We start from the raw sequence: 14,250 nt of genomic DNA on the forward strand, positions 1-14,250 counted from the left end.
CTTTTTATCTCCAATGAAAAATCTTTATTTTATTCAGCCTTCTCTGTTGATTTCGTTCTTGAAATAATAATCCTGCAGGAAATATAGGAGACAACCACCCCAACAATTCCTACGATTGCCGCTAAAAATAAATTCCCTAATCCTCCTTGATTATCAATGAAGAACATCGCAGTAAATAACCCTGGGGTTCCACCCATAATATAGCTTTTCAATCCAAATATACCAGCAACCAAACCAGCACTTGCAGCTCCAATTGCAGTGCCTATCAGTATTTTAGGCCGCGTAATCAAAGCACCATAGAAAGCAGGTTCTGTAACCCCGCAAAGCGCGGTTACACCAGAAGAAACAATCATACCCTTCTTCGCTTTATCATTTTTGATGGAAGTAGCTGCTGCTAAAGCACTTCCGCCAATGCACAGGTTGGAGATGAATCCCATAACCATAATTGCAGGGTCATATCCAATCGTTGCAACACTGTTAAACCCGATTGGCATAATCGCTTTATCTAATCCAAACATAACCATATAAGGATAAGCCACAGCAAATACCGGCATCGCCAGTCCGCCGATTGTGCTCATTAACGTGGTAATCCCTGAACCTACATAGTCACTTAAAAGGGTTCCGATAGGCCCTAACACGATTAATGTTATTGGTACAACAACAATCATCGTTAATAGCGGTTTCAAAAAATAGATGACGATTTCAGGAATAACCTTCTTAAAGAATTTGTCCACGAAATACATAAGCCCAACACCAAGCATAACTGGTAATACGCTAGTGCTATAGTCCACCGCTGGAATCCCGACTCCTAAAAAACTTAGCCCTTCTTGACCGCTAATATTCGAGCTGACAAGCAACGCTCCCAATACTGCTCCCAAAATAGGTTCCATTTTTAAACGTCTCGCCATTGTAAATCCTAGATACACTGGTAAAAAGGTAAATGTTGCATTAAAAATAGCATCGATAATGACTGCAGTGCCAGATTCCATGTCTAAACCAAAATAGTTGATTAATAGATTTTTAACGGCAAGAATGATTCCGCCAGCAATCAGTGCTGGAACAATAGGCATAAATACGGCAGCCATGAAATTACCAAATTTGTTTAAATAGTTCATAAAACTCATTTTTTGCGGTTCTTCCGCTTCTTTTGTAGAACCTGCTTCGTTATTTTGTCCCTCTTTCCACCCCGACACCTCTAAGAAATCATTATATGCTTCATTAACATTAGGCCCGATGATAATCTGCACTTGGCCGGCTTTCTTGATGACACCTAGCGTATTTTCAATCCCTTTTAACGCTTCCTCGTTTATCAGTTTCTCGTTATTATAATGTAAACGAAGTCTAGTGGCGCAGTGTTCAACATAATTTAAGTTATCCACGCCGCCAACGTGCTCCAATACTTGTTTTGACATCTCAACATATTTCATTTTTTATTCCCTCCATTTCTGCCTGCTTATTAATAAAACAAAATTTCACTCAGCGGGAGTTTTACGGACGATTCTCCGAGATAAATCCAACAATGTGGTACTAAAACAAAATTTGAGTTCTATTGACGTCTGAACAAATTAATATGTTAACATTTTCACAATCAAACCTTTTATAAATAAAATCGATTCTTCTGGGTGTGCAGCTATTTTAGGTTAAGATGGGAATTCGACAGCGGAGCAGCCAAACCCATAACATCGATTCCCTTGTTTACTTTTACCTGTCTATAAAATACCGCTTACATAGTTAAGCACATCTAAGTCGGCTTTATAATCACCATGCGATTTATCAAGGACAACAATTTTATTTCTGTTATTTTCATTTATTTCACTATATAGACTATACCATTCCGTTTGGAAAAGAGCTTAAGCGGACACGAATCATCACACTAGAAACAAATGGACAGGTTTTACCCCTTCACTTTCATGCCCGCCAAACTCTATTTCTTTCCATCATCCATCAGCAAACAAATAACTGTTTTTAGATATCTCTGTTTTCCGCAATTAGATTTTTATACCAATAGTAGCTTGCTTTCGGTATCCGCTTCGTATCATTCTCAAAATCGATCCGGACAAGCCCATATCTTTTTTCATAGCCATTGATCCAGCTGTATAAATCCATCGTGGACCACATATAGTAACCCTGTACATTCACGCCTTCCTCGCGTGCTTTTAACATGTAATGAATAAAATCTCCACATAGCTCGATTCGGTTATCATCATTTACATATCCATTCTCATCAGGTGTTTCATATTGTCCGTGTCCATTTTCCGCAATATATACTAAAATATCCCCGTACTTTTCTTTGATTTCCATCAAAGCATTATACATACATTTAGGATAAACTTCTCTTCCCCAGAGGTTTCTTTTAACATGAGGATCAAAGGAGCTTTCAAAGACATGTTTAATGCGTATCCCTTCTTTTGAATTAGATCCTTTCCCTCTGTTATTATGGAACACTTCTGTTTCACCTTCAGAATAATCGGTTACATATTGACGGTTATAGACGTTCAAGCCAATATAATCTACTTTACCTTTCGCAAAATCAGGAACGTCCTCTTGATAGACGAAGCTTGGGTCAACTCCCCAATCCTGAAGCACTTCACCTAACTCTTCTGGAAGCTTCCCAAATACACTTGTATCCAGAACCATGCGATTATAAAAGACGTCCGCTCTTAACCTTACTGCATCTTTTTCTTTTGTTGCAGGATCCAATTCAACATTCCCGTTATCATGAACAATACCGATTCGGCCATCCATGCCTAATTTCCGGTAAGTATCAACGGCCTTAGCACTGCCTAACATCAGATTGTAGAGAACATTCCAGAAACGATTAAAATCCAGCTTGTAGTTTGGCGGGTAGTTACCGACCACATAACTGCAATAAGCATAATACCTTGGTTCATTTACCGTAGACCAAATCTTCACCCGATCTCCGAAATTTTCAAAACAAACTTTCGCGTACGCATCAAAAGCATCGATAATTTCTCTATTTTCCCAACCGCCAATTTGAGACAATTCATATGGCAAATCATAGTGAAACAACGTCGCATTCGGAGTAATCCCTTTTTCCAGACAATAATCAATGACATGATTATAAAAATCAATTCCTTTTTGATTTACTTCGCCAACACCTTGTGGAATAATTCTCGCCCATGAGATAGAAAATCGATAGGTGTTTTGGTTACCCGCTGCCATCAGGTCGATATCTTCTTTATATTTGTGGTAAAAATCAGAAGCGATATCCCCATCTACCTGATTAATATTTAAAGAACTGTTGTGGTTAAAGACATCCCATTCACCCAGACCTTTTCCATCTTCATCCCAGGCTCCTTCACATTGATATGCTGCTGTAGCAGAACCCCATAGAAACTTGTCATGTACTTGATTCATTTAAATACCTCCCTGCAATAATGATGAATAACCTTCATCTAAATCCAATGTTAGCACTTTCAAAAAAACGGAGTAGTTCAGAATTTGAACCATTGTAAAATTGCCATGGTTACCGATATGGAAAACAAAAAGCCCGCTCCATAGAGCAAGGCTTTGACATGATATCCTTTTTATCCAGCAATTTAAACAAGCTGTAAATGTGCTAAACGGATTTACAAAGTTATTTTTATGAAGGCTTATGAAAACAAACAGCATAGTCATGTATACAATGACAAATACTGCATCGATAATAAATCAAGAAGATAAGTAATTCCGTACTTTCCATAAATCCCTAAATAATCAGCTGAGAAACCATCCTTGCTAATATAAAAAGTTTTATCATAGCTATTCTTCAATTTCTCCGCTTTATTTCCCGTTATTAGAAATTTATGTCCTTTTAAACTCTGAACAAATTCTAATGACAGCTCCGCAAATTTACCAGATGCAGAGATGGTAATAATGACATCTTCTTCATGAAGTAATTTCAGAATTTCATTCGTGGTGAATGAGCCAGAAATAACATGAATCACTTTCGAGGCAAACATCAATTCTTGTTGAAATCTTAATGCATTGCCACTCGTATTGTTTGCGCACAGAATCACTACATTTACATCCTGATTGATTAACTCACAAAGATAATTGATATCCTCGTCTGTTATTTGTTCGTCAATGTCAGTAATCATTTCATCAACTAGATTTTTTATATGAATGCGATAGTCAGGCTCTGCTTTTATGTCCCGATGTCTTAAATCACTGGGAAAAACAAGCTTGGAAATGGAGTTCTTCAATGAACTGAAATTATCATATCCTAACCTTAAACAAAACCTTCTCACTGCAGATCTGGATGTAAAACATTCCTCCGTCATTTCCAATATGCTGACGGAAGAAATACGATATAAGTTATTCAAAATAAAATGAGCCAATGTATAATCGGTATTTTCTGGATTTTCTGAGTTGATGATGAAAGACAAGGAATTTAATAAACCTAAATTATTTATTTTCATTTTTACTCACCGTCACTTACCATATAATAATGTTGCTGATTTTGTTATTGAAAATAACATACTGGAGTTTAATATAGTTATTAACGTACCCAAAGAAGGAGCTTGAGTGAAAACTTCTCTTGTTCATAAAAAGAAGATTTGGGCCCATTAATTATTGGTAAAAAACTCTATTTAGGATATGTTTTTATTTCTATAAATTCTATTATACGGTGTGGAATCCGAAATTTGAAAATAAAAAGAGATTTCGTTACTAAATTAAGAATTACATTGGCTTTTTATCTGCTTCCATTACGCTAAAAAAACTGGAACAATACATATCAATTCAAGATATTGTTCCAGCTTTTGTTAATTTATTATATACCATTCAAAAGATTTTTTCTTCACTCATTTCCCGAGGTCATTTCTATCGGCACCAAAATTATTATGGAAGATTTATTTGGGTTTGTTAAAAAGGACAAATAAGCTAGATAGTTATTACTTTATTAATAAACTGATAGTTTATTATTTCATTAAATTAAGAATATTTTACAAAAGCGTTACTATTATGTTACATTAGTTATAGTAGTTATTTTTTGATAGAAACTATTATAAAAATAGAATCATTTTATAACTACTGCTAAAAAATACATATAGGGGGTAACAAAATGAAAGGGAAACGTTTAACGCTAGTTGCTTTTCTTGCGGTTCTTTTTATGTTCGGTACAACACCATCGGTTTTTGCTGCAGACAATCTGAATTGTTCTGATTTTGATACGCAGCCAGAAGCTCAGGCACATTTAGATGCCGATCCGAGTGATCCGGATGGATTGGACCGAGATAAAGATGGAATTGCTTGTGAGAACTTGCCTCAAGGCGACTCTACTGCCAGCAATGACGATGCAAACGAATCAGAAGAAGTTTCTGAGGACACATCTGCTGATGAATCTACTTCCTCTGAAGATGCTGCTGCACCTGAAGAAGAAACATCATCTGAAGATACTACGTCTACAGAAGAAGCTGCATCATCCGATGATGAAACTACAAAAGATGAATCTGCTTCCTCTGATGAAGAAGGCGGCGAGCTGCCGAATACCGCAACAGCTTTACCACTTGGTATCCTAGGTGGATTAGGTGCTATGATTCTTGGCGGACTTGGTTTGCGCAAGCGTCAATAAAATGTTAGATAGGCAGGCGATTCAATCGTCTGCCTTTCTCTCATGTAAGGGGGATAAACAAATGATTCGTAAATTATCGCTGCTCTTGATTGCGGTTGGCTTTCTTGTTGTTGTTTACAGCGGCTGGAATTACTTTCAAGCAACGCAATCGGTTCAGGAAATACCAGAGAAGTCAGAAGCGGTTGAGGCAGCAGCTATTAATATACCGGAAAAAAATATACCAGAAAAAATTGATGAGGAAGAGACAGTTAATCCATCCACACTCAATTATGAGATAGACGCCGGTTCAGAGATAGCCATGCTGGATATTCCAGCTATGAATAAACGTTTTACAACATATTGGGGAGCGGATGAAAGCACCCTCAATCAAGGAGTTGGGATGTATGTGAGTGAGTGGACGACCGTTCCAAATCGCGAAGGCGGGCATACGGTACTATCTGGGCATCGTGACACTGTCTTTACTGGTCTAGATGGGCTTGGGCAAGGGGATATATTGGAAGTCCATTACGACGGCGAAACCTTTGAATATGAAATTAATAAGACATGGATTACCGATGCAGAGGATCGTACTGTGATTGTCGAGAAAGAAGAGCCGACATTGACGCTGACAACATGCTATCCGTTTGATTTTATCGGGTATGCGCCTGATCGTTATATTATAGAAGCTACGCTTGTTGAGTGAACGGGCGGAAAACTGATCCGCCCCAGTATGGTTTTTGGCAGAGATAATTTAATAGAATAAGATAGACACATTCTAATTAATCTGCTTAGCCAAAAAGAAAAGTTACTATAGTAAGGTATAAGTAATTCATTTAACTGTCATTATAACTTTTTCTATTCTATATACAAAGAAAATCTATACATCATTCCTAGACAAGATTTTTTCGCGGACATAACTAAGATGTTTATACATCTCTTTAAATGATTGAACTGGATCTCTGTTCTTTAATGCTTCATAAATCGCTGTATGATAACCAATTGTTATCTCTGGTTCACGAAATGGTATAAGGCTATCCGTTTTTTCATGAGCCATCAATAAAGAATCAATCATACCCTCTACTACAGGATTATTTGCACTTTCAGCAATTATACTATGAAATTTTTTATCATATTGTCCATAGTTGTTATCTACATTTGCTTTAATGCTTTCAATCGTCCCCCTCAACTCCTCTAGCTGCTCCTCTGTAATTTTCTCTGCTGCAATTGTTACTAGCCCTAATTCTAACGTCATTCTAGCTTCGATAATAGCTGGAATATTATTGATTGACAATGCTAACATTGCTTTGAAGGGACTGCTTCCAACCTTTTCATTTATGTATGTCCCCCCTCGCGGCCTCCGCTTAACAATTTCTAATGTTTCCAAAGAGCTAAGCGCCTCTCTTAATACCGGTCTGCTCACATCAAGGTCATTCATTAATGTTAATTCAGATGGAAGCTTATCTCCAGGGTGAAGTTGTCCATCCATCAGCATAGAAATAATATGTTCTAAAACTTGCTTGGATAATGTATTTCTTTGTATCGGATTCTTATTAAATTCAACCAAGTCAATCTTCCTTTCTTTAATATAGATAATTTATCAGTACTAATCATTATATTGTTCAAAAAATTGAATGCTGATATAATCCTTCTCTTAAGGAACATCCATATTCTGTTGAAATTTATTACTATAAAAATGCATATCTTTTATATAGAACTATTGAATGCCATTATACACTATATTGAAATAAGTTTTCTACCGGCTATGGCTTAAACATTTGTAAGCATACAAAAATACCAAAATCAGCAATATTCAACAGCTGATTTTGGTATTTAATGAAACCTGCATTTTGTTAAATTTTTATTCCAATGCACCTATAAAAAATTTTTTTAAATTTTCAGGATACACTTATCGCACAAGGCATGGACGCTTGTTATCAAATTCCCACCCAGAAACTAAGTACTTCATCGCTTTTGCGTCATCTCTTGCACCCAACGCTTCTTTATGATAAATTTCATTAGCTTTCCACACTTGCTCCATATCAATTTCTACTCCAAGTCCTGGTTTATTCGGAACAGCAATTTTACCTCCCTCTATTTTGAAAGGATCTTTCGTTAAACGTTCAATCCCTTCTTGCCAAATCCAATGCGTATCAATCGCAGTAATATTCCCTGGCGCAGCAGCAGCTACATGAGTAAACATCGCAAGAGAAATATCTAAATGGTTATTTGAATGTGAACCCCATGTTAAACCAAATTCATTACATAACTGTGCAACTCTTACTGATCCTTCCATTGTCCAAAAATGCGGATCAGCTAACGGGATTGAAACACTGTCTAATTGCAATGCATGTCCTAACTGTCTCCAATCTGTTGCAACCATATTTGTAGCTGTTGGCAGCTCTGTAGCTTTTCGAAATTCTGCCATCACTTCTCTTCCGGAATATCCATTTTCAGCGCCGCACGGGTCTTCTGCGTATGTTAAAATTCCATGCATATCCTTACACAATGAAATAGCTTCATCAAGTGACCATGCTCCATTAGGATCCAGTGTAATACGAGCATCAGGGAAACGATTTTTTAAAGCTTTAATAGCTTCTATTTCCTCGCTTCCTGATAATACTCCACCTTTTAATTTAAAGTCTTTAAATCCATATAATTCATAAGAAGCTTCCGCTAATCGCACAATTGCTTCAGGTGTCAATGCTTCTTCATGGCGCAGCCGGTACCAATCATTCTGAGCATTGTCTCCAGATTCGTAAGGTAAATCTGTTTTATTTCGATCGCCAATATAAAATAAATATCCAAGTGTCTCCACTTCATCACGCTGTTGACCGTCACCAAGAAGTGCTGCAACAGGTACATTTAAATGCTTGCCTAATAAATCTAAAAATGCAGCTTCTACTGCTGTCACAGCATGAATTGTTGTTCTTAAATCAAAAGTTTGTGCACCCCTGCCGCTATTATCCCGATCGGCATATGTGCTTCGAACTTTATTCAGTACAGCTTTATAATTACCAATAGTTTCTCCTATAATTAATTGTTTTGAGTCTTCCAATGTTTGACGTATTTTTTCCCCGCCCGGCACTTCTCCAATTCCTTTTTGACCACTTGAATCTTCAATAATGATTATATTTCTAGTAAAGTATGGCGCATGTGCACCGCTTAAATTCAATAGCATACTATCTTTTCCAGCTACTGGGTATACTTCCATTTGTGTAACAGTTGGTGTATTCATGATTATCAATCTCCCTTTATATTATTTATTTTAAAAAAATACTTTGCCAGCTATATGTCGAAATACATTTATACATAAGCAATCTGCAAGACCTTCTTTCTAGAAAGCTGATTGTCCTTCATATTCCTAAAAATTTGGGTTTCATTTATTTACAATCCTGTTTTCAGAAAAGACTAACCTATAACCATATTCAAAATATATACGCCAATCAGTCCCAATATGGATAATGCAGTGGTATACGTCGTTCTAACCTTAATTGCTTGAGCTACTGTGAGATTAAAATATTCTTTAAATAACCAGAAACCTGGATCATTTACATGCGAAAACGCAATACTGCCAGTGGTAACAGCAAGAACCATCATTTCTAAATTTGTGCCCGAAGATTCAACAAGTGGAAGTACGATACCAGCAGCTGTCATTACAGCTACAGTAGCTGATCCTAGAGCAGTACGCATAATAACAGCAATCAACCATGCAAGTAATATGGGGGAAATTGCCCAACCATCTGTTAGTGATTGAATATAATCAGCAACACCGCTATCTACAAGTATCTGTTTAAAGGCTCCTCCAGCTCCAATGACCAATATAATGATTGCCATTGGTTTAACACTATCAACACATGATTGCATGACATCTTCTAATGAACGGCCAATTCTTATCCCCAGGACATAAAAAGAAAGCAATAACGCAATTAATAATGCAATTGGTGCTGATCCAAAGAACATCATAACATTCAAAAAAGGATGGCCTTCTGGTAAAGCAATTTCAGCAGCCCCTAATACTGCCATTAAAAAAACAGGGATAAGCGCTGATATAACACTTGCACTAAAACTCGGCATTTCTTCTTCTTTAAATTCTTTTGTACTTATTAGTCCTTCAGGAATCGATGGATTCATCTTTTTTACGATACTTAATCTTGGCCATAATAAAGCAATCAATGCTCCTACTGGAATAGCTATAATAAGGCCATACAGGAGGGTTAACCCCATACTTGCATCAAATACCCCGACTACTGCTGCCGGACCAGGATGTGGCGGTAAAAAACTATGTGTTGTTGATAAACCGATTGACATCGTTAATCCAACATAAAGTAAGTTCAAATTTGTTTGACGAACAATAGTGAAAACTAAAGGAATTAATAAAACAAAAGCTACTTCGTAAAACATGGTAACACCAAGGATAAACGATACAATCAGCATCGCTACCTGCACGCGCTTGATTCCTAGCTTACCAATTAAAGTATTGGATATCCGCTGAGCAGCACCACTATCTGCCATAACTTTACCCAGCATTGCTCCAAACCCAAGTATTAGAATAAGGTCATTCAGCTGTCCCCCAATTCCATCTGAAATAGATTCCATTACAGTATTTAATGGCATTCCTTCTAATAGTCCAACTAGTATGGCTACTAAGATTAATGCTATAAACCCATTAAACTTTAATGGAATCATTAAAATCAAAAGAAACACAACACCTAACGCAACAATTAACAAAGGCAATTTTTGACACTCCTTACAAAGATAAATTGATTCTATATCATGTTGCAGTACATTTATTTGCTAATTTCATGCTCATGATGCTCAAACGAATCGCCTATGTAATTGGTTTGTTTTAAAGCTCTAGTTATCATTCTATTAATTGAACACCTAGTATATTTACAAATTAGTAGATTGTAATATGACATCTAAAAAAACAAATTTTATACTCCAACAAAATATGTAATAATTCGTACATCTTTATTCATTCTTTCTTAAAATGCAGAAAAGGTATTAAGTTAAACCTTTCATTAAAAATGTAATCTCTTCGGCATTTAAAAAATCAGTAATCCTAAAAATACTCGAAACCGCATACATAAAAGAGATATTAAATTTTATCTATTATACATACAATAGTATTGTTTTGGGAGGAATTCATATATCTTTTTAAATAAATACGGACTGAGGACAAAAGTGTTTATACCAAGTAATTTCAAGCCATATATTGTATAGCTACACACTTTAGAAATATACTTTGCTTTATTTGTTGATTGTTCTTTTGAATCTAATATTACCTTTTGCCCCAGTCTGACTCGAAACGTGTAAAACTTAAAAACTCATTCATAATTAACATGTAACGGTTATCCATACATCGCTATAATAACGGTTCTGCTATATCTTAACTATCAGCCTATTCAACCTTTCAAGCAGGGTATTAAAAGGACTTTATCAGGATTTTACCGGCAACATAAAATCGAAATCACAACCTTCATCTGCTTGCAAGACATGTTTACGATAGAGCCATTTATAACCTCTTTCATCATCAAACTCAGGTTTCTGCCAACCTTGTTTACGTTTTTCAAGCACTTCATCTGAAACATCCAGATTCAAAATGCGATTTTCAATATCCAGCTCTATTATATCGCCATCTTCTATCAATCCAATTGGCCCACCTATAGCTGCTTCCGGTGCCACGTGTAGAATAACGGTTCCAAAAGCTGTACCACTCATTCGGCAATCCGATAAACGAACCATATCACGAACACCTTGTTTTAATAATTTTCCAGGTATCGGAATCATTCCTGCTTCAGGCATTCCTGGCGCTCCAACAGGACCAGCATTTTGGAGAACAAGTACACTATCTTTTGTAACTTCTAAATCCGGATCATTTATTCTCGCTTCCATATCTTCTAACGAAGTAAATACAACAGCTTCTCCTTTATGCTTCATCAATGTTTTATCGATGACTGCCTTTGGTTTAATGATTGATCCATTTGGTGATAAATTACCTCTTAAAACAGCAATTCCTCCATCTGCATGCAACGGATCATCCAATGGTTTAATTATATCGCGATACACCTCTTCAATAGTTACAGAAGATAGGTTCTCTTTCATTGTTCTTCCAGTCACCGTCATTTCATTCACATTTAACAGCGGCTCTAATTCTTTTAAAACGGCAGGTATCCCGCCAGCATGGTATAAATCCTCCATTTGGTACTTACCAGCTGGTCTCATATTAGCAATAAAAGGTGTTTCTTTACTTATTTTTTCAAATTGATCTAAATTCAATGTAATGCCCAGTCTTTTTGCCATTGCTGTCAGATGAATGACCGTATTTGTAGAACCGCCAATAGCCATCAATACTCTGATTGCATTCTCAAATGCTTCCTTCGTCATAATGTCTGACGGTTTCATGTCTTTTTTCACTAGCCTAACAATTTCCCGGCCAGTTTCTCTTGCCATATGCATACGTTCATTAACTGTTGCAGGTACAGCCGCTCCCCCTGGAAGCATCATACCTAAAGCTTCGGAGCAGGCAGCAATTGTACTTGCCGATCCCATCACCATACAATGTCCAGCAGTTGGAGCCAGCTGTTTATTGATTTCATTGATTTCTTTTTCATCTACCGTCCCTGCTTTATATTCCTGCCAGTAAAAACGGCAGTCAGAGCAGGCTCCCAAAGTTTTTCCTTTATATTTTCCATTATTCATTGGTCCGCCCGTAAATAAAATAGCAGGCTTATCAGCGCTTGCTGCCCCCATCAATTGGGCTGGCGCCATTTTGTCACAGCCGCCAATCAAAACAGTTCCATCAATTGGTTGTGCGGTAATCATCTCTTCCGTATCCATTGCAACTAAATTCCGATATAACATCGTTGTTGGGCTTGTAAACATCTCCCCTACTGACATGATCGGAAATTCCAAAGGAGTGCCGCCTTCCATAATAACTCCTTGTTTAATAGCTTCTACCATCGGCTGTATATGGGAGTGGCACCGGTTTACTTCACTAAATGTATTGCTTATTCCAATAACTGGTTTTTCATAATCTTCCTCGTCATGCCCCAAATGCCTTCTAAAAGCCATTTTCAAAAACTCACTAAACGCTTCATCACCATACGATGCATTTGATTTCTTCATCGTCATCTCTCCTCCCATTTAATTATCATCTTAGGATGCAAGCACTGCCGTACAGGTTTGAATCCCGAGCTTAGCATGTACTCACTATCACAGTTATTGTTCATCTAATTGGAAAGAAAGATATTTGTATTCCAAATAATCTTCAATTCCCTGTCTGCCGCCTTCTCGACCGACACCTGATTCCTTCACTCCGCCAAACGGAGCTTGGGCAACAGTTGGCATGGGATCATTTATGCCTACAATCCCATATTCCAAAGCTTCGCTGACTCTTACAATTCTAGAAGCATCCTTCGTAAATATATAAGAAGCAAGACCGTATTCACCACTGTTCGCCCGCTCTATCGCTTCTTCTTCTGTTGTAAACGAAAAGATAGGAGCAATAGGTCCAAATGTTTCTTCGTATGATATCTTCATATCATGTGTTGCGTTTACTAAAAGTGTTGGTTCAAAAAAGTTCCCTTTTGCGTATTCTCCATCGACAAGCCGATTCCCGCCGACTAATACTTCTGCTCCTTTTTCTGTTGCATCCTGCACCTGTTTTTCTACTTTATCGACTGCATTATTATCGATTAATGGTCCAATTGTAACCCCTTTCTTCAGTCCATCACCGACTATTAATTTCCTTATTTTTTCTGCAAACAATTCAGAAAAAGGCTTTACAATACTTTCATGGACATAAACACGATTGGTACAAACACAAGTTTGACCCGCGTTTCTAAATTTACTTGCAATCAAAGCTTCTGCAGCTTGCTCTAGATTAGCATCTTCAAATACAATAAATGGTGCATGTCCTCCAAGCTCGAGTGACAGCTTTTTCATCGTATCTGCAGATTGTCTTACTAGCTGTTTTCCTACTTCAGTAGAACCAGTAAATGTAATTTTACGAACATCAGGAGAATCCATTAAAGCTTTTGTGATCTTACTTGCAGATCCATGGAGTAAATTCACTACCCCCTTCGGAACTCCTGCATCATGACAGGCCTTAATGACTTCTACAGCTGTAAGAGGCGTGGAAGAAGCTGGTTTCAATACAACAGTACACCCTGCAGCCATGGCTGGAGCTATCTTCCTTGTAATCATTGCAATTGGGAAATTCCATGGCGTAATCGCTCCAACAACTCCAATCGGTTGGCGGGTAACCGATAAACGTTTACTTGGAGACGATGCAGGAATGGTTTCTCCATAAATTCGTCTTCCTTCTTCTGCAAACCATTCTAAATAATCGATTGCTAAACTAATCTCCGCTTTTGACTCTTGCACAGGTTTCCCCATTTCCGTTGTAATCACTTCAGCAATCTCATCCGTTCTAGAACGTAAAATTTCAGCAACCCGATTTAAAAAATCATATCTTTCTTTTGCAGTTCGTTTAGACCAAGCAGGTAAAGCTTTTTTCGCAGCATCAATTGCGAGCTTCGTTTCATGTTCTCCTCCTTTTGCGACTGTTCCAAGAAGTTGACCGGTAGTTGGACTAGTCACTTCTAAATTATCTTCTGAAGTTTCCCATGTCCCATTTATATAAAGCATCTTATCTCCTCTTTTCTATTCCTGCACCCTATGCAGAAAATTAT

Annotated in this window: 10 protein-coding genes; 2 read left to right on the forward strand and 8 right to left on the reverse strand. The window is 37.3% G+C overall.

Going from position 1 to position 14,250, the window contains the following annotated elements; all coding sequences use genetic code 11:
• Positions 1–29: 29 nt before the first annotated feature.
• The 3 genes from MKX55_RS19675 to MKX55_RS19685 all read right to left on the reverse strand — a co-directional run bounded on the left by MKX55_RS19675 (position 30) and on the right by MKX55_RS19685 (position 4,421).
• Positions 30–1,427, reverse strand: a complete 1,398-nt coding sequence (locus MKX55_RS19675; protein ID WP_339234342.1) for a PTS transporter subunit EIIC — start codon at positions 1,425–1,427, stop codon at positions 30–32.
• Positions 1,428–1,965: 538 nt separating this feature from the next.
• Positions 1,966–3,378, reverse strand: a complete 1,413-nt coding sequence (locus MKX55_RS19680; RefSeq protein ID WP_339179989.1) for a glycoside hydrolase family 1 protein — start codon at positions 3,376–3,378, stop codon at positions 1,966–1,968.
• Between the two features lie 257 nt (positions 3,379–3,635).
• On the reverse strand, positions 3,636–4,421 hold the full coding sequence (locus MKX55_RS19685) for a hypothetical protein (protein WP_339234345.1): 786 nt from the start codon (positions 4,419–4,421) through the stop codon (positions 3,636–3,638).
• 644 nt (positions 4,422–5,065) lie between these two features.
• Here MKX55_RS19685 and MKX55_RS19690 point away from each other — a divergent pair.
• Both MKX55_RS19690 and MKX55_RS19695 read left to right on the forward strand, forming a co-directional pair.
• A complete protein-coding gene (locus MKX55_RS19690; protein WP_339234347.1) occupies positions 5,066–5,575 on the forward strand; it encodes an excalibur calcium-binding domain-containing protein in 510 nt (169 codons plus the stop codon).
• A gap of 61 nt (positions 5,576–5,636) precedes the next feature.
• The gene (locus MKX55_RS19695) at positions 5,637–6,257 is read left to right on the forward strand and encodes a class D sortase (protein WP_339234350.1); all 621 of its coding nucleotides are present in this window, start codon (positions 5,637–5,639) and stop codon (positions 6,255–6,257) included.
• A 174-nt stretch (positions 6,258–6,431) separates the two neighbouring features.
• On the opposite strand, the gene MKX55_RS19700 is transcribed toward MKX55_RS19695, so the two are convergent.
• The 5 genes from MKX55_RS19700 to MKX55_RS19720 all read right to left on the reverse strand — a co-directional run bounded on the left by MKX55_RS19700 (position 6,432) and on the right by MKX55_RS19720 (position 14,206).
• On the reverse strand, positions 6,432–7,118 hold the full coding sequence (locus MKX55_RS19700; RefSeq protein WP_339234352.1) for a FadR/GntR family transcriptional regulator: 687 nt from the start codon (positions 7,116–7,118) through the stop codon (positions 6,432–6,434).
• Positions 7,119–7,460: 342 nt separating this feature from the next.
• Positions 7,461–8,789 carry a glucarate dehydratase gene (gene gudD, locus MKX55_RS19705; RefSeq protein WP_339180012.1) on the reverse strand — a complete coding sequence of 443 codons (1,329 nt, stop codon included), beginning with the start codon at positions 8,787–8,789 and terminating at the stop codon, positions 7,461–7,463.
• 173 nt (positions 8,790–8,962) lie between these two features.
• The gene (locus MKX55_RS19710) at positions 8,963–10,288 is read right to left on the reverse strand and encodes a gluconate:H+ symporter (protein ID WP_339234355.1); all 1,326 of its coding nucleotides are present in this window, start codon (positions 10,286–10,288) and stop codon (positions 8,963–8,965) included.
• A 705-nt stretch (positions 10,289–10,993) separates the two neighbouring features.
• The gene (locus MKX55_RS19715; RefSeq protein WP_339234358.1) at positions 10,994–12,682 is read right to left on the reverse strand and encodes a dihydroxy-acid dehydratase; all 1,689 of its coding nucleotides are present in this window, start codon (positions 12,680–12,682) and stop codon (positions 10,994–10,996) included.
• Positions 12,683–12,775: 93 nt separating this feature from the next.
• Positions 12,776–14,206 carry an NAD-dependent succinate-semialdehyde dehydrogenase gene (locus MKX55_RS19720; protein WP_339234361.1) on the reverse strand — a complete coding sequence of 477 codons (1,431 nt, stop codon included), beginning with the start codon at positions 14,204–14,206 and terminating at the stop codon, positions 12,776–12,778.
• Positions 14,207–14,250: the final 44 nt, after the last annotated feature.

Origin of the sequence: Oceanobacillus sp. FSL W7-1281, from assembly GCF_037969835.1 — a bacterium.
Lineage (GTDB): Bacteria > Bacillota > Bacilli > Bacillales > Amphibacillaceae > Oceanobacillus > Oceanobacillus oncorhynchi.

What these genes read in the sequence shown, in the direction of transcription:
- MKX55_RS19675 (WP_339234342.1), bottom strand. Translation starts at nt 1,427, where the DNA reads ATGAAATATGTTGAGATGTCAAAACAAGTATTGGAGCACGTTGGCGGC.
- MKX55_RS19680 (WP_339179989.1), bottom strand. Translation starts at nt 3,378, where the DNA reads ATGAATCAAGTACATGACAAGTTTCTATGGGGTTCTGCTACAGCAGCA.
- MKX55_RS19685 (WP_339234345.1), bottom strand. Translation starts at nt 4,421, where the DNA reads ATGAAAATAAATAATTTAGGTTTATTAAATTCCTTGTCTTTCATCATC.
- MKX55_RS19690 (WP_339234347.1), top strand. Translation starts at nt 5,066, where the DNA reads ATGAAAGGGAAACGTTTAACGCTAGTTGCTTTTCTTGCGGTTCTTTTT.
- MKX55_RS19695 (WP_339234350.1), top strand. Translation starts at nt 5,637, where the DNA reads ATGATTCGTAAATTATCGCTGCTCTTGATTGCGGTTGGCTTTCTTGTT.
- gudD (WP_339180012.1), bottom strand. Translation starts at nt 8,789, where the DNA reads ATGAATACACCAACTGTTACACAAATGGAAGTATACCCAGTAGCTGGA.
- MKX55_RS19715 (WP_339234358.1), bottom strand. Translation starts at nt 12,682, where the DNA reads ATGAAGAAATCAAATGCATCGTATGGTGATGAAGCGTTTAGTGAGTTT.
- MKX55_RS19720 (WP_339234361.1), bottom strand. Translation starts at nt 14,206, where the DNA reads ATGCTTTATATAAATGGGACATGGGAAACTTCAGAAGATAATTTAGAA.